Source organism: Effusibacillus dendaii (genome assembly GCF_015097055.1).
Taxonomy (GTDB): Bacteria; Bacillota; Bacilli; order Tumebacillales; family Effusibacillaceae; genus Effusibacillus; species Effusibacillus dendaii.
On the sequence record NZ_AP023366.1, the window covers coordinates 2,437,809 to 2,458,439 of the forward strand.

Below are 20,631 nucleotides of genomic sequence, written 5' to 3' on the forward strand. Positions count from 1 at the left end.
TTGATTCAAATTGATATAAATTTCTGAGAGTGGTATGATGTAGAAACATTGAATTTTCGAAAAACCCCAGAAATACCCGCGTTTTCTAGCAAATAACAAAAAGAAAAACAGATTAATAGAAAGGTTGAAAGTAAAATGAACAATCACGGACTTCCTGCCAAACAGGGGCTATACGACCCAAAGTTCGAACATGACGCTTGCGGTATAGGTTTTGTAGCCAATATCAAGGGTGCCAAGTCGAACAAAATCATCCAGCAAGCATTGATGGTACTCCGTAATCTCGACCACCGGGGCGGTCAAGGTTCTGAGACCAGCACAGGAGACGGTGCTGGTATATTGCTGCAAATTCCGCATCATTTTTTTAAGCGTGAATCGGAAAAGTTGGGTATTCAACTTCCTGAAGCCGGAGAATACGGGGTCGGCATGTTATTTCTTTCTCCTAATTCGGTGAATCGTCAGAAAAGTGAAGAAACGCTGGAAAAGATCATTCGTGAAGAGGGCCAAACTGTTCTGGGCTGGCGCGATGTGCCCACTGATAACAGAGATCTTGGGGAAACTGCCAAATCGAATGAACCTTTTATTCGGCAGATATTTGTCGGTAGAGGATCTGACGTTCAAGATGAGCAAAGCTTTGAGCGGAAACTGTATGTGATTCGCAAACGGGCTGAAAAAGCGATCCGGTATTCAAGTATGGCGGGCGGAGAGTTTTTCTATTTTGCAAGCTTTTCCTGCCGGACGATTGTGTATAAGGGAATGCTGACCACCGAGCAAATTGACGTTTATTACAAAGATTTAAAAGATCCTGCTGTCGAGACGGCTTTGGCATTGGTGCATTCGCGCTTCAGCACCAATACATTCCCCAGTTGGGAGCGTGCGCATCCTTACCGTTACCTGATTCACAACGGGGAAATCAATACATTGCGCGGTAATGTAAACTGGATGCATGCGCGTCAAGCCATGTGCGATTCGGAACTTTTCGGGGAAGATCTGAAAAAGCTGCTCCCTGTTATTGAAGCGGACGGTAGCGACTCGGCAATGTTTGACAACACATTTGAGTTTTTGTATTTGTCGGGCCGTTCGTTGCCGCATGTTGCGATGATGATGGTTCCTGAACCGTGGTCAAACCATGAAAGCATGAGCTCGGAAAAGAGAGCGTTTTACGAGTATCACAGCTGTTTAATGGAGCCGTGGGACGGCCCTGCCGCGATGGCGATGACAAACGGCAAACAGATTGTGGCTTCGTTGGACCGTAACGGTCTGCGTCCAGCTCGTTATTATATAACGAAAGACGATATGATCGTACTGGCTTCCGAGGTAGGCGTGCTCGATATTCCCGCAGAAAATGTGCTTCGCAAAGAGCGGTTGCAGCCCGGACGCATGCTGCTTGTCGATCTGGACGAACAGCGAATCGTAACGGATGAAGAAATCAAACAGAAAATCGCATCGGAATATCCTTACCAAGAGTGGCTGGATCAGCATTTGGTGGCTTTGGAAGAACTTCCGGAAGCGCCGCATGTTCCGGAACCGGAACATGAAACCGTGCTGGAGCGTCAGTTGGCGTTTGGTTATACGTACGAGGAACTGAACAAGATTTTGAAACCGATGGCCAACGAGGGAGTAGATCCGATCGGTTCCATGGGTATCGATACGCCGCTTGCTGTCTTATCGGACAGACCGCAGTTGTTGTACAACTATTTCAAACAACTGTTTGCGCAAGTGACAAATCCGCCGATTGATGCGATTCGTGAGGAAATCGTGACCGCAACTACCACCACGTTGGGGCCGGAACGGAATCTCTTGCATCCGGAGCCGGAAAGCTGTCACCAGATTGAAGTGAAATCGCCGATTTTGACAAACGAGGAGTTTGCCAAACTGGTGCATATTCAACGGCCTGGATACAAGTCAACCACTTTGTCGATATTGTTCAAGGCTGCCGCAGGCAGTGAAGGATTGCGGCAGGCGCTCGATGAACTGTGCAAGCAGGCGGACCGTGCAATCGAAGAAGGCGCCACATTGCTGGTGCTGTCCGACCGTGGCGTAAGCGCGGAAAACGCGCCGATTCCAGCATTGTTGGCCGTATCCTGTCTGCATCATTATCTGATCCGGGAAGGTACGCGCACCAAGGTAGCACTGCTCTTAGAGTCGGGAGAACCGCGCGAGGTACATCATTTCGCCTTGTTGATCGGATACGGGGCCAGTGCCATCAATCCGTATTTGGCGCTCGAATCGCTCGATGACATGATCCGCCAGAATATGATGACAGGTCTTACGCATGAGAAAGCAGTTCAGAAATATATCAAAGCGGTAACGAAAGGCGTTGTGAAAGTCCTTTCCAAAATGGGAATTTCGACGATTCAAAGTTATCGCGGCGCGCAAATATTCGAAGCAGTCGGTCTGAACCAGGAGTTCATTGACCAATATTTCACATGGACACCTTCCCGTATTGAAGGGATTGGGCTGGAAGAAGTGGCAAAAGAAGTTCTCATGCGGCATCAGAGGGCATATACGGAACGTGAAGGAGTGGATCGTGTACTCGATTCGGGGGGCAAATTGCAGTGGCGCCGCGACGGTGAAAAGCACTTGTACACTCCGCAGTCGATCCATATGCTGCAGCAGGCATGCCGTCAAAACGATTACGGTATGTTCAAGCAGTATTCCGTAATGTTGAATAATCAGACAAAAGAACATTACACCCTGCGAGGCCTGCTGGAATTGAAGAAAACTCGGCAGCCGGTGCCGATTGAAGAAGTGGAATCGGTTGATTCGATTGTGAAACGGTTCAAAACAGGAGCTATGTCATACGGCTCCATCAGCAAAGAAGCGCATGAAAGTCTGGCTATCGCTATGAACCGGATTGGAGGCAAGAGCAATACAGGGGAAGGCGGCGAGGATCCGGCACGATTCATTCCGGATGAGAATGGAGACTGGCGTCGCAGTGCCATCAAACAGGTGGCGTCAGGCCGGTTTGGTGTTACCAGCCATTATTTGGTGAATGCGGATGAGCTTCAAATTAAAATGGCGCAGGGAGCAAAACCGGGCGAAGGCGGACAACTGCCAGGCCGCAAAGTGTACCCGTGGGTAGCGGAGGTTAGACATTCTACCCCTGGTGTGGGTCTGATTTCACCGCCGCCGCATCATGATATTTATTCGATTGAGGATTTGGCAGAACTGATTCATGATTTGAAAAACGCCAATCCGTCTGCCAGAATCAGCGTGAAACTGGTGTCGGAAGTAGGAGTTGGCACAATTGCGGCCGGGGTTGCGAAAGGCCGCGCCGATGTGGTGTTAATCAGCGGGTATGATGGAGGTACGGGCGCATCGCCGCAAACAAGCATCCAGCATGCCGGATTGCCTTGGGAGTTAGGTCTGGCGGAAACCCATCAGACGCTTATGCTCAATAAACTGCGTGACCGTATTGTCGTAGAGACAGACGGTAAATTGATGACCGGTCGGGATGTTGTCATTGCGACTTTGCTGGGAGCAGAGGAATACGGCTTTGCAACAGCGCCTCTTGTGGTCTTGGGATGCGTGATGATGCGCGTCTGTCATTTGGATACCTGCCCGGTCGGTGTCGCTACGCAAAATCCGGAACTGCGCAAAAAGTTTATGGGTGATCCTGAGCATGTGGCCAATTTTATGCGGTTTATTGCGCAAGAAGTACGCGAATATATGGCAGAATTAGGCTTCCGCAGAATTGACGAAATGGTTGGCCGTTCCGATCTGCTCGAACCCAGCAAGGCGATTTCCCATTGGAAAGCAAAAGGGGTGGATCTGTCGGCGATCCTTTATCAACCGGATGTTCCGGCAGAAGTGGGCAGATACTGCAGTACCAAACAGGATCATGGATTGGATAAATCGCTGGATATGCAGCAACTTTTGAAGGCGGCCGAACCGGCTCTGGAACGAAAAGAACCTGTGCAGGCGACATTCCCGATCCGCAACATAAACCGTGTGGTCGGTACGATTGTGGGCAGTGAATTAACAAGACGTTACGGTGCCGAGGGGCTGCCGGAAGATACGATTCGTTTCCACTTCCAGGGATCCGCTGGTCAGAGTTTTGGCGCATTTGTGCCAAAGGGGATGACCTTATCGTTGGAAGGTGATGCAAACGACTATATCGGAAAAGGATTGTCGGGAGGAAAGATTATTGTCTATCCGCCGAAGAAATCGACCTTTGTTCCGGAAGAAAACATCATAATCGGCAATGTGGCTTTCTATGGTGCAACTTCTGGGGAAGCATACATTCAGGGAGTTGCTGGTGAACGCTTCTGTGTTCGTAACAGTGGCGCAACTGCCGTAGTGGAAGGTGTAGGCGACCACGGGTGTGAATACATGACAGGTGGACGCGTGGTGGTGCTCGGTCTGACCGGCCGGAATTTTGCAGCCGGTATGTCGGGCGGTATCGCTTATGTGTTAGATGTGGATGGCGAATTCCGCGACAAAGTAAACAAAGAGATGGTCCTGCTCGAAGCGTTGGAAAATCCGGATGAAATCTCGCAAGTCAAAGAGATGATTCTGAATCATGTCCGCTACACCGACAGTGATAACGGCAAGCGGATACTTGAAAACTGGAACCAAATCGTTCCTAAATTCGTAAAAGTCATTCCGAAAGATTACAAGCGGATGATGGAAGCGATTGAACGTGTAGAACAGGCCGGATTGAGCGGTGCAGAAGCGGTTATGGCCGCGTTTGAAGCGAATAAGAACGACGAATCGCGCGTCGGTGGAAATTAAGGAATCGGGGGGAGACAAAACGATGGGTAAGGCTACCGGATTTATGGAATATAGACGTGAGCTCCCGGCCGATCGCGATCCGCTGGATCGGATTCTTGACTGGCAGGAGTTCCACCAACATTTATCGGAAGAAGAGTTGCGCAAACAGGGAGCGCGGTGTATGGACTGCGGTATTCCCTATTGTCACACGGGCGCTGTCATCAATGGGATGGCGGCTGGTTGTCCCGTCAACAATCTGATCCCCGAGTGGAATGATTTGGTTTACCGGGGACTGTGGAAAGAGGCGTTGGATCGTTTGCAGAAAACGAACAATTTTCCAGAGTTCACAGGACGGGTATGCCCCGCTCCCTGTGAAGGATCCTGTACGGTAGGCCTGATTGATTCGCCTGTGACGATTAAAACGATTGAACGGGAAATTATCGATCGGGGTTTTGAGGAAGGGTGGATTCAGCCGCAGCCTCCCGAAAAGCGGACCGGTAAGAAGGTGGCGATTGTCGGTTCTGGGCCTTCCGGGCTGGCTTGTGCCGATCAATTGAATCAAGCAGGGCATCTGGTGACTGTCTTTGAACGGGCAGATCGGATTGGCGGATTGCTGATGTATGGCATTCCGAATATGAAACTGGACAAAACTTTGGTGCAGCGCCGAATCGATCTGATGGCGGCGGAAGGTATCCGATTTGTCACGAAAACGGAAGTTGGCAAGGATTATCCGGTTGAGAAGCTGCTGGAAGAATTTGATGCGGTGGTGCTTTGCGGCGGTGCGACAAAACCGCGCGATCTGCCGATTGAAGGGCGGCATCTGAAGGGAATTCATTTTGCGATGGAATTCCTGGCAGCCAACACAAAGAGTTTGTTGGATTCCAATCTGGAAGACGGCAACTATATTTCGGCTAAAGGAAAAGACGTGATTGTGATCGGTGGCGGCGACACGGGGACAGACTGCGTGGGAACTTCACTTCGCCACGGCTGCAACAGCGTAACGCAGTTGGAGATCATGGGCAAGAACCCGGAAACGCGTGCCGCAAACAATCCGTGGCCGCAGTTTCCCCGCGTTTACAAAATGGATTATGGACAGGAAGAAGCAAAAGCCGTTTATGGCTGTGATCCTCGTGAATACTCAATCACCACAAAAAAATTCGTGGGTGATGAAAACGGTCATGTAAAAGAGCTGCATACGGTGGAAATCAAATGGGAAAAAGAGGCAAATGGACGGATGACTCCTGTTGAGATTCCCGGAACGGAAAAAGTCTGGCCGGCACAGCTCGTATTGCTTGCAATGGGATTTTTAGGGCCGGAAGACACGGTTCTTTCTCAATTGGGTGTCGAACGGGACGAACGTTCCAATGTGAAAGCGGAATACGGCCAATTTTCCACTAACGTGAAAGGTGTATTTGCAGCTGGCGACATGCGGCGCGGACAAAGTTTGGTTGTTTGGGCAATCAATGAAGGACGTGCGGCAGCCAGAGAAGTGGATCGCTTCTTGATGGGAGAAACGTTCCTGCCGTAAATATGTTACTAACATAAAAAGAGGGCTGAACCCATAGCAGTTTGACTTGGGGGTCAGTCCTCTTTGTTTTTGTTGAAACAACGGAACATGTGCATGCTATAACAACGGGGAAAACAGGCGAGCTCCCTGATCAATCATGCGTTGTGAAAGGGGGCGCTGCAGCAGCTCCTCCATGCGCAACGGGACGGAATCAGTCAGATCACGCTCGAATTGCTCCGTGAGTTGCCGCGCCACGTCTTCACTGTACACGATTTCGCACACCTCATAATTCAGGCGATAACTTCTCAAATCGTTGGTGATATCAATAGTCTGGGTCGCTTGTGTCAGGCAAATGAAGTAAGCCTCCCGGATGCCTTGGGTAGGAATTCCAGGATTGCCTTCTAACGTCTGTACGTACGCTTTCTGCAACGCCTCTGCGCTTGGAACGGTATCATCGCTGGTGCCATCCATGGCCCCATCCATTCTGCCAAGCTCAGTGCCCAATTCCGCCGACCATCCGGAAAGAGCGGCCCTGCCGGTTGCGATGTGCAGTGATTTGCGCCCTGAACCCTGAATGGGCGTTCGCGTATCCTCAGCTTTTGAGTTCCCGCGTGTCCTCGCCTTCATCCGGTCCGGCGAAGCGATGTTCCAATGGACGTCGAAAATCGCCTGCAAATCCTCTGCAACTTCACCTGCGATTCGCATATGGGTGTCGCGCCAGAACCCTACGTTCGGCTTCAATCCGGTATACTCCTCTCCGATGTTGATACCACCTGTAAAAGCTTCCTTTCCGTCGATCGCGACGATCTTACAATGATCCCGGTAAGTCAAATTGGGCATAAACCAAGGGAGGCGCAATGGAAATATCGTCCGGCATTCAATTCCCGCATCCATCATCCGAATGATCTGAGTTCGCGGAAATTTTCGGCTCCCCCAACCATCTCTCCACGAAATTCGGTCGATAACATAACGACTAGATATATAGCGGCCTTTATCATACGATAAAATCAGATTTTCGTAGAAAATGAAAATGATTTGTTACATGCATGTCACACGTATATAATAACTACACACGACCATGGGAATTGCCCGGTGGTTCTTTATTTTGGAGAGGATTCGTGATGAGTGTTTTTCGGGATTTATGGTGGTTTTTCCGAATGGAGAAAAAAAGTTACGGCATCGGTGTGGTCATATTGGTGATGGTCGCCTTGCTGGAACTTGTGCCGCCTTATATCGTAAGGCTCGTTGTCGACGGCATCCAGCAACATTCTATCAGCCGTCAATCGCTTATAACATGGCTTTGCTTGCTGCTGGCATCAGGTTTGGTCACATTTTTACTCCGTTACATCTGGCGCAACCTGATATTCGGATCGGCTGCGAAACTGGGGCTATTGCTGCGGGATCGGTTGTATGAAAATTTTACAAAGCAATCCCCGCAGTTTTATCATCAACACCGGACTGGGGATTTAATGGCCCATTCGACAAACGATATCCAGGCGGTTGAGATGACTGCAGGAGAAGGGATTCTCACGTTAGTGGACTCGACCACGATGGGCGGACTGGTCATCTTCTCGATGGCGGTGTTTATCAGTTGGAAGTTGACGTTGCTCACTCTTCTCATAATGCCGATTATGGGGTGGGCAACAAGCCGGTTAGGCACGCTGCTACATGAACGGTTTCTTGAGGCACAGGCCGCTTTTTCCGAACTGAACGAGAAGGTGCAGGAGAATATATCCGGTGTGCGCGTCATCAAGTCGTTTGGCCAGGAAATGGCGGAGACGGCATCTTTTGAAAATTTGTCGGCACAGGTCGTGGAGAAGAATATGGCTGTGGCGAAAATCGATTCCCTGTATGACCCTGTCATTAAACTGATCGTTGGTTCCTGCTTCTTTGTTTCATTAGCGGTGGGAGGCTGGTTTGTGGAACGGGGTCAGCTTACAATCGGGCAGTTGACCCAGTTTGTCATGTATCTGGGGTATTTGATTTGGCCGATGTTGGCGTTCGGGTGGTTAATTAACATTATGCAACGGGGGCGGGCTTCCTATGACCGGGTACAAAAACTGCTTGCGATTCAACCGGATGTGTATGACCGACAAGGGGCTGCCGAGCAGATTCCGGCAGGGGATATCCACTTTCAGATACGGTCTTTCGCCTATCCGGGAAAAACGGAAGCGGCTTTACGAAACATTGACGTGGAAGTAAAGCGTGGGCAGACGCTTGGCATCGTCGGGAAAACGGGAAGCGGCAAATCAACGCTACTGCGCCTGCTGGTACGGGAGTTTGATGTGATCGACGGGGACATTGAGATAAACGGACGTTCCATTTACGACTATACACTGCATGCGCTCCGCTCTGCCATTGGCTATGTTCCGCAGGATCTGTATCTGTTTTCCAGTACGGTAAGAGAAAACATCGCGTTTGGAAAGCCGGATGCCTCCTTTCAGGAAATCGAAGCGGCCAGCCGTTTGGCTGCTATTCATTCTGACATTCTTCATTTTGAACACGGATATGACACCGTTGTCGGGGAACGGGGCGTGACGCTGTCAGGCGGACAAAAACAGCGAATTTCAATTGCCCGCGCTGTGCTGCTTCACCCGGAAATTCTTGTTTTGGACGACTGTCTTTCGGCGGTGGATGCCCGGACGGAAAAAGCGATCCTGGAAGGGCTGCGGGAGAATCGGAAAAATAAGACCACGTTGATCGCAACGCATCGTTTAAGCGCGGTGGAACATGCGGATCAGATTCTGGTATTGGAAGAAGGCGGCATTAGCCAACGGGGCACGCACGAGGATCTGATTCAACAAGGCGGCTGGTATGCGGAGATGTACGGACGGCAGTTGTTGGAGTCGTTGGTCGAACAGGGGGTTGGGACAGATGGTGATGTACAGGCTGATCCGTTACATGAAACCACACCGTAAAGAGTTGGTTATAGCGTTCGGATTGCTGCTGATTGCGACGGCGTCCGATCTGGCGGGTCCCAAGCTGATCCAGATTTTTATCGACCGATATTTGATTCCGCACCATTGGGTGATTTCACAGTTGGCATGGCTTGCAGGCACTTATCTTTTTTTACTGGTTTTATCCGCAATTATGCATTATTGGCAATTGGTCTCCTTTCAGCGTATTGCGCTTCAAATCATACAGCGGCTGCGGATTGACGTATTCAGTCATGTGCAGCGGTTGGGTCTTGAGTTTTTTGACAAGACGCCGACCGGTTCGATTATCTCACGAATCACAAATGATACGGAAGCGGTCAAAGACCTGTTTGTCAGTGTGTTGTCGACGTTTGTGCAGAATATCGTGTTTTTGTTAGGAATATTCGCGGCTATGTTCCTGTTGGATGTCCGGTTAGCCTCCCTGTGTCTGTTATTGCTGCCGGCTATCCTCCTGCTGATGCAGGTTTATCGGCAGACCAGCGCCAAAATCTATCGTGTGCTGCGATCCAAGCTCAGCGAATTGAACGCTAAATTGAATGAGTCGCTGCAGGGGATGCACGTCATTCAGGTCATGCGTCAGGAAAAGCGGGTCCTTGCAGAGTACGGTCAAATTAACCGCGAGAATTACCAGGCGGCAAGAAGAAACATTCGGCTGGGAAGTTTACTGTTGCGTCCGGCAGTCGATCTTATTTATACACTCACACTCATACTGGTGCTGGGATTCTTCGGCTTCCACACACAAGACAGCCCTGTTCAAATCGGGGTTCTGTATGCATTTGTCAATTATCTGGACCGCTTCTTTGAACCGGTCAATACGATGATGCAGCGGCTTTCCCAACTGCAGCAGGCGGTTGTTTCGGCTGAACGGGTTTTTCAATTGATGGATGACCAACGGTTGGCGCCTGTTAAACAGGGAACGAAGAATCCGAAAATCGGGAAGGGAATGATCGAGTTTCAAAACGTGAGTTTCTCCTATGACGGAAAGACGGATGTGTTGAAAAATATTACGTTTACGGCCTGTCCGGGACAAACCATTGCATTGGTGGGGCATACGGGGAGCGGCAAAAGCACGGTGATTAACCTGTTGATGCGTTTTTATCCGGTGACACAGGGAAGCATTCGACTGGATGGGGTGCCTCTGGATGCCTATGACGATGAAGAACTACGCGGGAAAATAGGGTTGGTGCTGCAGGATCCGTTTTTGTTTGTTGGCGATGTAAGTGAGAACATCCGGCTTCACAATCAGGAGATTTCCGATGCGGACATTGTACAGGCCGCAAAATTTGTGCAGGCGGACTCGTTTATTGACAAGCTTCCGAATGGTTACGGAGAACCGGTCAGCGAGCGGGGGGCCAATTTTTCCAGTGGGCAAAGGCAGCTGTTGTCGTTTGCGAGGACGATGGCGAGGAATCCAAAGATTCTGGTTCTGGATGAGGCAACTGCAAACGTGGATACGGAAACGGAGGAAGCGATTCAAACCGCTCTCGAAAAGATGCGGAAAGGCCGCACCACAATTGCCATTGCACACCGTTTATCGACGATTCAGGATGCCGATTTGATTTTGGTGCTTCACCGCGGGGAGATTGTGGAGAGCGGGACACATCAGGAACTGTTAGCCAAAGAGGGGCTTTATTACAAGATGTATCTGCTGCAGCAAGGAAGTACCGCCGCCGTTTAGGGGGGCGGCGGTTTAAAATGGGTGGCCGCCTAAAAAGGGTGGCCGGTTAAAGGGGATGAGATTCCGATGCAGTCAACAGATGCTCAATTTTGTCCGGTGGCAAAGGTGGACTGAACAAATATCATATCGGCCACAAAGGAGCGGTCGATTTTGAGCGTCTGAATGGGAAACAGTTTTAAATAACCTAATGAAGAATACCCGGTTCCGAAATCGTCGATTGAGATTTGCACTGCAAGTGCCCAAAACGGTCAGAGTACAACTGATAATTGTTGCGGCCCTGTTCCTATGCCCGATACATGGCAACATCCGCATGTTTTAAAAGTGTCAATGAATCTGTTCCATCATTCGGATAGATGGCGATTTCCAAGCTTGTTGTAACGTGTAATTCACGATCTTCTATGTAAAAAGGCCGGTTAAACTGTTCAATGATATTTTCTGCCGCAAAAATTGCTTCTTCTACTGTAGACCCCGGCAGCAGCAGGACAAATTTGTCTCCGCCCATTCTTGCCAAGGTTTCTGAGTCGCCCAGTTGTTGGCTGAGACGTTCTTCCACAGCGGTTAACAGAAGATCGCCGGTTCCGTGCCCTAAGGAATCGTTTATGATTTTAAATCGATCAATGTCAAAATATACGAGCGCCAACTTGCTGCCGGAAGATTCTGCCTGAAATAAGGCGATTTCGAGCTGTTCTTGTAACAGGCGTCGATTCGGCAATGAGGTTAACGTATCATGGTATGCCATATGGTTAATCAGCTCTGTTGTTTTTTTATGGGCGGTGTCGAAAAGAATATTTTCGTTGACACATAAATTCGAATTCAAGATAATAATTATCAGAATATACACAAATATCTGTATTGATAGTTATTTAATAATATTTAATTACGTTATTTTAAAATAAATTAACCAAAACATAGTTTTACATTATAAAACAAATCGAACGGTAGTTAGTTCAAGCGGCAGTCAGGGTTTCGTTTTCCATTTTGGGAAGTACTGAAAACCGAGTTTTATATTATAAAACAAATCCAAAGGAAGGCCATAAAAGGGGGATGCAACACGCATGCAAAAAATTTCAAAATCAATCGACAGTCTGCTGAATCTGTTAATTGCGTTTTCATTGGCAATCATGTGTATCCTTGTGTTCGGCAACGTAGTGCTGCGCTATGTGTTCAACTCCGGAATTACATGGTCGGAAGAGATGGCCAGATTCCTGTTTATCTGGATGATCTTCCTGGGGGGCATTGCCGCGTTTCGGGATCATGAACATCTGGGAGTCGATTCACTGATCAAAAAACTGCCGCGGAGCATGAAAAAAGCGGCTTATCTTGTCAGTAACCTGATTATTCTGTACACACTTTGGCTGGTATTGGAAGGCAGTTGGAAAATGACGCTGCTCAATTTTGACAGCAAAGCGCCTGCAACGGGATTGCCCATGGCCTTCATTTACGGCATTGGGATCGTTGTTGGAGTCTCTATGGGACTGATTGTGGTAATCAATTTGTTCCGGCTGTTCACGAACAGGACGACAGATGGCGAATTGGTGATGACTCGTGATTCAGAAGACGAACTGCACGTAACGACAGGGAATTAACAATCGAAAAGGGGGGGATCGTGTGGTCTTGGCAACTTTTATCGGATCCTTGTTAGGCGCAATGGCGCTCGGTGTTCCCATCGCAATCGCGCTTTTGTTTTGCGGTGTCTGCTTAATGTTTGTAATGGGCAATTTTGACAGCCAGATTATTGCTCAAAACCTGATTGACGGCGCCGACAATTTTCCGTTGATGGCGATCCCATTCTTTGTTCTTGCCGGTGAGTTCATGAATGCAGGCGGCATCTCCACCCGAATCGTCAACTTTGCGATGGCTTTGGTCGGGCACATTCGGGGCGGACTTGGGTATGTTGCGATTATCGGCAGCGTCATTTTTGCGGGACTGTCCGGGTCGGCGGTCGCCGATACGGCTGCCTTGGGGGCACTGCTGATCCCGATGATGGTGGGGGCCGGTTATAATACAAATCGTTCCGCCGGGTTGCTGGCGGCGGGCGGCATTATCGCGCCCATTATCCCGCCCAGTATTCCGATGATCATTTTTGGTGTAACCAGCAATGTATCCATCACGAAGCTATTTATGGCGGGAATTGTGCCGGGGTTAATGATCGGGCTTGCACTGGTGCTGACCTGGTTGTGGGTGGTGCGCAGAGACAACTTGCGGGTATATCCCCGCAAATCGGTACGGGAGATCCTGGGTGTCACCAGACAGGCGTTTTGGGCGTTAATCCTGCCGGCCATTATTATCGGCGGACTGCGGTTCGGCGTATTCACTCCCACTGAGGCAGCAGTGGTCGCCGCTTTCTATGCGTTTTTTGTAGGGATGTTTATCTACCGCGAGTTAAAGCTAAAAGATCTTTACAAATTGTTGATTCGGGCTGGAAAAACCACCAGTGTCGTGATGTTTCTTGCGGCAGCCGCGATGGTATCCGCCTGGCTGATTACGGTGGCAAACATTCCGCAGGAAGTGACCGCGCTGTTAGGCCCGTTTATCCACCATCCGATGTGGTTGATGATCGCCATCAACATTATTGTCTTAATTGTCGGTACGGCAATTGATTTGACACCCACGATTCTGATTCTGACGCCTGTGTTAATGCCGATTATTACAAAAGCGGGAATTGACCCGGTGTACTTTGGTGTCATTTTTATTCTCAACAATTGTATCGGACTGTTGACGCCACCAGTCGGAACGGTGTTGAACGTAGCGTGCGGCGTGGCAAAAATCACAATGGACGACATTATGAAAGGCGTCTGGCCGTTTTTGCTGGCGGAATGTTTTGTATTGCTGCTGCTCACATTGTTCCCGGGCCTGACATTGGTTCCATTGCACTGGTTCTATGACAAGTAAGGGGGTAATCGTTTGGAAAAGTGGAAAGTGGTGGTAACTGACTGGGAATATGAGGACCTGCGTTACGAGCAGAAGGTATTGTCTGATTCCAGAATCGAGCTGATTCCTGCTCAATGCAAGACGGAGCAGGACATGATTGATATTTGCCGTGATGCAGACGGATTGATTAACCAGTATGCGCCGATCAGCCGTAAAGTAATAGAATCATTGGAACGGTGTAGAGTCATTACCCGTTACGGCGTCGGCGTCAATACAGTGGATCTGGAAGCGGCAACGGAGAAAGGAATTTGTGTAGCGAATGTGCCCGACTACTGTATGGATGAAGTGTCCGACCATGCGCTTGGTTTGCTGCTCTCTGTGACAAGGAAAATTGCGCCAGCCAATCAATTTGTAAAATCGGGAAAATGGGATTTCAAGTTAACACAGCCGATCTACCGACTGCGGGGCCGAACGCTCGGCCTTGTCGGCTTTGGCCGAATCCCGCAAGCGCTGGCGGAGAAAGTAAGGCCTTTGGGTTTGCGAGTGATTGCCTATGATCCGTTTGTACCACAACAGGTGGCGATCGAAAAAGGGGTGGAATTGGTCACCTTGGATCAGCTTTGTCAAACATCTGACATCGTTTCGGTGCATGCTCCGCTTACTTCGGCAACACAAGGATTGATCGGTGAAAGGCAGTTTGCTCAGATGAAACAGGACGCTTTTATCATCAATACTTCACGCGGACCGGTGATTGACGAAGCTGCGTTGATCGAAGCGCTGCGGAAAGAGTCTATTGCAGGAGCAGGATTGGATGTTGTGGAAGAAGAGCCGATTCACCCGGAACATCCGTTGCTGTCATTTGATAACGTGGTTTTGACACCGCATGTTGCCTGGTATTCGGAAGAATCTGCCGCCGAAATGAGGTGCAAGGCAGCGCTCGGAATCGCAGACGTACTGCTATATGGCGAATATCCGAAATATTTGGTCAACCATCAATTGAAAGGGAAAGTTCCGTTGCGGGATAGGCAGTCGGATACTCGGTATGAATCCGGGTTGTATTCTGTTCTGCAATGAACCTGATACAAAAAAAGTTTTTGAAAGGGGTCAAGTACAGATGAAAACATGGGTGAAACGGTTGGGGGTCAGCGTTTTAATTCCCGGTTTGCTGGCGGCTGTTGCCGGTTGCGGGGGCGGCGGCAGTCAAACGGCGCAATCGACAACAACGGCTGGCGGTATTAAGGAACGTGTGATTAAAGCGGGCATCGGCTTAAACGAAGATCATCCAGAGGGACAGGGACTGAAAAAATTTAAAGAAATCGTAGAACAGAAGAGCGGCGGAAAACTGAAGGTACAAAACTACTATGCCGCACAGTTGGGTGACGATCAGAAAATGACAGAAGCGCTGAAGGGCGGTTTACAGGAAATCACAGTTCCTTCCACTTCTCCGCTGGTGGGTACGGTGAAGGAATTTGGCATTTTTGATTTTCCGTTTCTGTTTAACAACGAAAAAGAAGCGGATGCCGTACTGGACGGACCGATCGGCAAGAAGATACTTGACAAATTGCCGGAGCACGGTTTGATCGGTCTCGGTTATTGGGAAAACGGATTCCGGAACTTGACGAACAGTAAACATCCGGTCGCCAAGATGGAAGATTTTCAGGGATTAAAAATCCGCACGATGCAGAACACCGTTCATCTTGACGCATTCAAGGCGTTGGGCGCCAATCCGACTCCGATGGCGTTTTCAGAAGTATACAATGCGCTGGAAAGCAAAACGGTCGATGGTCAGGAAAATCCGCTGGCGACAATCGAATCGAACAAATTCTACGAAGTACAGCCGTATCTCAGCTTGACCAACCATGTGTATACACCGTTCGCATTCCTGGTCAGCAAAAAGTTTTGGGATCAACTGTCCGATGAGGAGAAGAAAATTCTTCAGGACGCGGCCGTTGAGGCTGGCAAATACGAGCGCCAATTGAACCGTGAGCAAAACCAAAAGTCTCTTGACAATTTGAAAGCGAAAAACATGAAAATCAATGAAGTGTCAAATGAAGAAAAGGCAAGAATTCAAGCGGCTGTAAAACCGGTCATCGATCAGTATGCAAAAAAGTTTGGCGAAGATCTGGTGAAAGAAATGAATGATCAATTAAAGCAAATTCGCAGCCAAAAATAATAAAATGCGCGGAGGATGGCATGAAAATTTTGGAGGAATTGCTTGCGGGAGTGCCGCTTCCCCGGATGGTGAAAGTCAAACAGAAATTTCGTGCATCGGAAGTGGCAGATATCCCGATTTTGGCAAGGGAAGTCGTAAATGCGGTTAAATCGGCAGGAGGTCAGCCATTTCTGATACCGGCTATGGGGAGTCACGGTGGAGTGACGTCTGAAGGACAGCGTGTGCGTATGAAGCGGATAAAGTGATCGTAATCAATCGAATTAAACCGCATACCGCATTTCGCGGACCGGTTGAAAGCGGACTGATGAAGATGATCACGATGGGTCTTGGCAAACAAAAAGGGGCTGAGGCCGCCCATGCTTACAGTTTCAAGTACATGGCGGAACATGTTCCCGAAATGGCCAAGATGGTCATGAACAGAGTGCCGATTGTATTGGGGCTGGGATCGATTGAAAACGCATATGACAGACCGGCCAAAATTGTTGCGGTGCCTGCTGAGAAGTTGGAAGAGGCAGAACCGCCTCTGCTGGCAGAAGCAAAATCGTTGATGCCGCGTATTTTGTTCGATCCAATTGATGTATTGGTGGTGGTGGATACGGTTAAATTGCCGATGTGTCTGGAAACGGCTGAACTGGCTGTAAAAGCGGCGATTAAGACCAGCTATATTTAGGATCTGACAAAAGTTCGTCTGGTTCGTCTCCGCAACACACTGGAATTAAAAGAGATTTGGTTTCGGAAAGCAAGCTGGAAGAGGTGAGAGGAATGGAATGAATCGAAATTCTGACGAATCCGGTCGATTTTGAAAGGGGGTATTCATTTGACTGTCCAATATCCCGCAATCGGAAATTCGGTCAATCCCTATCGTGAGAATGTCCAGGGAAAAGCAAATGAGCCCATCTGTGTGGCGGGTCTGCTCGACCGTTCCAAACAAATTCTTGGTTCCAGTTACGAAGGTTCAGACCCGGATTGGACGCTTGACCGCATTTATGACCGGCTGGAACAGAACGCTCCGCGTATTGCGATCATCGGAGGATCTTCCGATCATCCGGCTCATATCATGGATTTTCAGACATCGGCCAGAGCGGCTGTCCGCATCTGGCAAAACGGGGGCGTTCCTTTTTATTTTTCTACCCCTGTCATGTGTGACGGAACGGCGCAGAGCAATCAGGGGATGAGTTATTCGCTGCAAAGCCGCAATGCGGTTGCGCAAATGGTGGTCAATCAACTGGAAGCACACAGTTATCATGGGGCGTTTGTGATACAGGGATGTGATAAACAACCGTTGGGAGTGGTCAGTGCGTTGGCGCATCTGGATCGCATCCGGCGGAATCGAGGAGAAGCTCCTTTTTTTGCGACGTTTGCGCCTGCCCACGTGTTAAAGGGCGGAGAAATCCCGAAAGATTTGATGGATGAATTGGAGGCAACCGCGAAGCGGGCCGAACAGGCAGGCGCACCGGATATTGCCTACGATCTTCGTGATGCGATGGCCTATATATTGCAGTGTTCTTCCAATACGGCGTTTCAAGGTGTATTCGAGCGTGCCGTGGAACGAGGCATTCTGACAAAAGCGGCTCATAAAGAGTTTGAGAAACAATTGGCTGTTGCGACATGTGACGGAAAAGGCGGCGTTTGCGCGTTTAACGGAACGGGAAACAGTTCCCGGCATCTGGTAGCCGGCCTGGGTCTTGTTCATCCGGTCCTGGAACTTTTGACAGATCCGCCAAGTCAGGCGGCCATCAACACCGCGCTGGACAGTCTGGCAGCGATGATTAACGACCCGGTGTTTGGGGTTTCCAATATTATGGCCACCAATATCCGAAATGCCATCCGAATTCACAGTGCGTCGGGCGGTTCGACCAACCTGATGATGCATATGGTGGCAGCCATGTTGTATGGCGGGTATCGGTTCAGCCTGCATGATGTGGATCAAATCCACCATGAATTCCCTGTGCCGGATCTTTTCGATTACAGCCTGACGCAGGGGCGCGACATATTTGTTCTTGCGTCACAGTGCTGCAGTGGCGACAGCCGTGGTATGGAGACGCTCTTTTATGAATTGCTTGAAAATGGGGTGCAGATGGATGTCGACGCGCCTACAGTAACAGGCACTACCTGGCGGCAACGGCTGCAGAACACGGATCGATTGGCAGCCACTCATGTGACCGACAATCCGATCATCTTGGCGACGCCGCGTCGGCCGTTCAGCGGTGTGGATGTGCTAACAGGAAACTTCTTCGAAACGGCAGTTGTCAAAATCAGCGGCATGTCGACCTCACAACTTGACGAATTCGATAGAAAAGCAGCGTTTGTTCTTTACTATGAGAATGAGGACGATGCGAACCGCAGTCTGCTGGATTCCAACCTGATGGAGCGGCTGAAGCAGGAACGTTGTTTCAGCCATGAGAATCTGCTGGCTGTTCTCAAACATAACGGTCCTGATCAGTTTGAGGAGTGGAGAGACGAGGACTATCATTCGTTGTTTGACCATTTGGTTGAAAAGGGCATTCTCAAAATTGCGGTGGTCATTTCCGGGCAGGGACCGGTGGCGTTCGGCATGCCGGAAATGTTTACCCCGATGCAGCATATCAACGCGAACCGGTTTCTCAAACGGCTGGCAACGATCATTAGCGATGGCAGATATTCCGGAGTAACGTACGGTGCGGCAATTGGGCATATGACGCCGGAGGCGTTTTGCGGTGGCGGCATTCTCTATCTGAAGACCGGTGATCTGTTAGTTCTGAATCTGCGGGAATCGCAGATCCAATTTTTAAATGAAGCGGAGTTTCAAAACGGCTCCTTGCAATACGAATTTGATTCGGTTCGGGAAAAGCGGTTTGATCTGGCGGCCGAAAGAATGGCACGCATGCGGCACCGGCAGCGGTTGGTGGCAGCCAGCAATCGCATGATTGGACATACGGATGCCGCACAGGGAGTCGTGCCGGTGGCGGTGGCAGAAGAAGCGGAACTCGATTACAGGACAGATATTCTGCTGCCCGCCAACCAAGCGCCGATCAACTGATTCCGATTTTGAATGGCAGATAGAGGGGAGGATGCAAATGCCGTCGGGAACTCATTTGGAATCCACATCCGCAGTGTTAAGTGGGGAGCCGGTTTGCCAGGCGAAACGCGGTTTGGATGTCGTAACATTCGGGGAAACAATGGTGCTTTTTAATCCGGTATCGGTCGGACCGCTGCGATATGCCAACCAATTTGAAAAAACGATTGGCGGCGCTGAATCGAATCTGGCCATCGGTTTGACCCGCCTGGGGCATCAGGTGGGGTGGATCAGCCGTTTGGGAAATGATGAGTTCGGTCTTTTCGTCCACAATTTCATTCGCGGCGAAGGAGTCGATACATCGCAGGTGGTGTTTGACGATCAGCATCCGACGGCGGTCTTTTTTAAAGAACGGCAGATCGGAAGAGAACCGAATGTGTACTATTACCGCAAAGGCTCGGCGGCGAGTCAGATGACCCCGGCCGATATTGACCCTTCCTATCTCAAGCGCGCAAAGTATTTGCACATCACCGGGATCACACCGGCACTCAGCGATTCATGCGCCAAAACTGTCGAGTACGCATTGCAACTGGCTGCAGAGAATGGGGTGACGGTGGTGTTTGACCCAAACATACGATTAAAACTTTGGACGAAGGAAAAAGCGCGGGAAGTGCTGATGAAGATTGCAAGACAGAGCGATATTGTGATGCCCGGGTTGGAAGAAGGCGAGATTTTGACAGGGGAAACGTCACCGGAAAGGATCGCCGCCTGTTTGCTGGAAAACGGTTCCAAGCTGGCCGTTATTAAAACAGGTGAGCGGGGCGCCTACTACGCAACGAAACAAGATGCCGACTATGTGGCGGGCTACCCTGTTCAACAGATTATCGACCCGATTGGTGCGGGCGACGCTTTTGCGGCCGGAGTCATTTCCGGGCTGCTAAGAGGCTGGACCTATCGGGAAGCGGTCCAACTGGGGAACCGCGTCGGTGCTTACGCCCTGACTGTTGTGGGAGATATCGAGGGGTTGCCGTTTTGGTCACAAATCAGTTTGGACATGGATCGACCCAACAAACCGGACGTGTGCCGATAATCAGGGAGGTTACGGTATTGCTGCCTAAAGTGGAATTGCTGCAAAAATTGGTCGGGAGCGGTGTGATTGCGGTGATGCGCCGCATACCGGAAGAATCGGCCGAGCAGGTCGCTGAAAGCCTTGTTGCGGGAGGCATCACGGCGTTGGAAGTGACACTTGACAGTTCAAATGCGTTGTCGACGATTCGCAGGCTGTCTGCAAAGTTGAAAGAGAGAGCGGTTGTTGGCGCCGGAACCGTATTGGATGGCGTATCGGCGCGTTTGGCGATTGACAGTGGAGCGGATTTTTTACTCTCGCCCAGTTTGCATCAGGATGTGATTCGAACCGCCCTGCGCTATGGCAAGATTGCGGTGCCTGGTGTAATGACGCCGACCGAAATGATTACGGCGGTGGAATGGGGCGCCGATTTTGTCAAAATGTTTCCGGCGGCCGGATTGGGCGCTTCCTATATAAAAGACGTAAAAGCGCCGTTCCCTCATATTCAGGTAATCCCGACAGGCGGAATTGATTTGCGAAACATCGCTTCCTTTATCGAGGCAGGAGCGGCCGCCGTTGGGATTGGCGGAAATCTGCTGGATCGGCAGGCGATTGCACAGTCCGATTTTGAAAAATTGACAGAAACGGCGAAACAATATGTGGCGGCTGTTCGCAACGCGAGGAGGTGATCC

At 49.9% G+C, this 20,631-nt stretch carries 16 protein-coding genes; 13 read left to right on the forward strand and 3 right to left on the reverse strand.

Translation table 11 applies throughout. The features are described from left to right. Positions 1–135 precede the first annotated feature (135 nt). Together gltB and skT53_RS13240 are read left to right on the forward strand one after the other, a co-directional pair. Positions 136–4,734, forward strand: coding sequence for a glutamate synthase large subunit (gene gltB, locus skT53_RS13235; protein ID WP_200757750.1), 4,599 nt, complete (start codon positions 136–138; stop codon positions 4,732–4,734). Between the two features lie 22 nt (positions 4,735–4,756). Next, complete coding sequence (locus skT53_RS13240) at positions 4,757–6,241, forward strand: glutamate synthase subunit beta (RefSeq protein WP_200757751.1); 1,485 nt, start codon at positions 4,757–4,759, stop codon at positions 6,239–6,241. Positions 6,242–6,337: 96 nt separating this feature from the next. On the opposite strand, the gene skT53_RS13245 is transcribed toward skT53_RS13240, so the two are convergent. Next, positions 6,338–7,078: a phospholipase D-like domain-containing protein gene (locus tag skT53_RS13245; RefSeq protein ID WP_200757753.1), complete on the reverse strand. Its 741-nt coding sequence runs from the start codon at positions 7,076–7,078 to the stop codon at positions 6,338–6,340. 263 nt (positions 7,079–7,341) lie between these two features. On the opposite strand from skT53_RS13245, the gene skT53_RS13250 reads away from it, so the two are divergent. Together skT53_RS13250 and skT53_RS13255 are read left to right on the forward strand one after the other, a co-directional pair. Continuing rightward, entirely contained in the window at positions 7,342–9,138 is a 1,797-nt protein-coding gene (locus skT53_RS13250; RefSeq protein ID WP_200757759.1) for an ABC transporter transmembrane domain-containing protein, read from the forward strand. After that, complete coding sequence (locus skT53_RS13255) at positions 9,095–10,834, forward strand: ABC transporter ATP-binding protein (RefSeq protein WP_200757767.1); 1,740 nt, start codon at positions 9,095–9,097, stop codon at positions 10,832–10,834. The genes skT53_RS13250 and skT53_RS13255 overlap by 44 nt, the downstream gene beginning before the upstream one ends. Before the next feature lie 83 nt (positions 10,835–10,917). Here the strand turns inward: skT53_RS13255 and skT53_RS19235 are convergent, their stop codons facing one another. Together skT53_RS19235 and skT53_RS13265 are read right to left on the reverse strand one after the other, a co-directional pair. Next, positions 10,918–11,064 carry an EAL domain-containing protein gene (locus skT53_RS19235; RefSeq protein ID WP_200757769.1) on the reverse strand — a complete coding sequence of 49 codons (147 nt, stop codon included), beginning with the start codon at positions 11,062–11,064 and terminating at the stop codon, positions 10,918–10,920. A gap of 53 nt (positions 11,065–11,117) precedes the next feature. Next, positions 11,118–11,573 carry a GGDEF domain-containing protein gene (locus skT53_RS13265; RefSeq protein WP_200757771.1) on the reverse strand — a complete coding sequence of 152 codons (456 nt, stop codon included), beginning with the start codon at positions 11,571–11,573 and terminating at the stop codon, positions 11,118–11,120. A 316-nt stretch (positions 11,574–11,889) separates the two neighbouring features. Here skT53_RS13265 and skT53_RS13270 point away from each other — a divergent pair, with 316 nt between their 5' ends. From skT53_RS13270 to skT53_RS13305, 9 genes are all read left to right on the forward strand, one after another. Beyond that, complete coding sequence (locus skT53_RS13270; protein ID WP_200757773.1) at positions 11,890–12,420, forward strand: TRAP transporter small permease; 531 nt, start codon at positions 11,890–11,892, stop codon at positions 12,418–12,420. A gap of 22 nt (positions 12,421–12,442) precedes the next feature. Further along, positions 12,443–13,726 (forward strand): TRAP transporter large permease subunit, encoded by a 1,284-nt coding sequence (locus tag skT53_RS13275; protein ID WP_200757775.1) that lies wholly within the window; start codon positions 12,443–12,445, stop codon positions 13,724–13,726. 12 nt (positions 13,727–13,738) lie between these two features. Further along, positions 13,739–14,779 (forward strand): C-terminal binding protein, encoded by a 1,041-nt coding sequence (locus tag skT53_RS13280; protein WP_200757777.1) that lies wholly within the window; start codon positions 13,739–13,741, stop codon positions 14,777–14,779. 40 nt (positions 14,780–14,819) lie between these two features. Then, complete coding sequence (locus skT53_RS13285; protein ID WP_200757779.1) at positions 14,820–15,878, forward strand: TRAP transporter substrate-binding protein; 1,059 nt, start codon at positions 14,820–14,822, stop codon at positions 15,876–15,878. A gap of 20 nt (positions 15,879–15,898) precedes the next feature. Beyond that, positions 15,899–16,123, forward strand: a complete 225-nt coding sequence (locus skT53_RS19025) for a hypothetical protein (RefSeq protein WP_318978524.1) — start codon at positions 15,899–15,901, stop codon at positions 16,121–16,123. After that, positions 16,120–16,548, forward strand: coding sequence for a hypothetical protein (locus skT53_RS19030; RefSeq protein WP_318978525.1), 429 nt, complete (start codon positions 16,120–16,122; stop codon positions 16,546–16,548). Before skT53_RS19025 ends, skT53_RS19030 begins: the two co-directional genes overlap by 4 nt. A gap of 147 nt (positions 16,549–16,695) precedes the next feature. Then, positions 16,696–18,897 (forward strand): dihydroxy-acid dehydratase domain-containing protein, encoded by a 2,202-nt coding sequence (locus tag skT53_RS13295; protein WP_200757781.1) that lies wholly within the window; start codon positions 16,696–16,698, stop codon positions 18,895–18,897. 37 nt (positions 18,898–18,934) lie between these two features. Then, entirely contained in the window at positions 18,935–19,963 is a 1,029-nt protein-coding gene (locus tag skT53_RS13300) for a sugar kinase (RefSeq protein WP_318978526.1), read from the forward strand. A gap of 17 nt (positions 19,964–19,980) precedes the next feature. Then, positions 19,981–20,628, forward strand: coding sequence for a bifunctional 4-hydroxy-2-oxoglutarate aldolase/2-dehydro-3-deoxy-phosphogluconate aldolase (locus tag skT53_RS13305; RefSeq protein ID WP_200757783.1), 648 nt, complete (start codon positions 19,981–19,983; stop codon positions 20,626–20,628). Positions 20,629–20,631: the final 3 nt, after the last annotated feature.

Bases quoted from the DNA above. Each gene is read 5' to 3' on its own strand.
- gltB (WP_200757750.1), top strand. From the start codon at position 136: ATGAACAATCACGGACTTCCTGCCAAACAGGGGCTATACGACCCAAAG.
- skT53_RS13285 (WP_200757779.1), top strand. From the start codon at position 14,820: ATGAAAACATGGGTGAAACGGTTGGGGGTCAGCGTTTTAATTCCCGGT.
- skT53_RS13240 (WP_200757751.1), top strand. From the start codon at position 4,757: ATGGGTAAGGCTACCGGATTTATGGAATATAGACGTGAGCTCCCGGCC.
- skT53_RS13300 (WP_318978526.1), top strand. From the start codon at position 18,935: ATGCCGTCGGGAACTCATTTGGAATCCACATCCGCAGTGTTAAGTGGG.
- skT53_RS13250 (WP_200757759.1), top strand. From the start codon at position 7,342: ATGAGTGTTTTTCGGGATTTATGGTGGTTTTTCCGAATGGAGAAAAAA.
- skT53_RS13255 (WP_200757767.1), top strand. From the start codon at position 9,095: ATGGTGATGTACAGGCTGATCCGTTACATGAAACCACACCGTAAAGAG.
- skT53_RS13265 (WP_200757771.1), bottom strand. From the start codon at position 11,573: ATGGCATACCATGATACGTTAACCTCATTGCCGAATCGACGCCTGTTA.
- skT53_RS19025 (WP_318978524.1), top strand. From the start codon at position 15,899: ATGAAAATTTTGGAGGAATTGCTTGCGGGAGTGCCGCTTCCCCGGATG.
- skT53_RS13270 (WP_200757773.1), top strand. From the start codon at position 11,890: ATGCAAAAAATTTCAAAATCAATCGACAGTCTGCTGAATCTGTTAATT.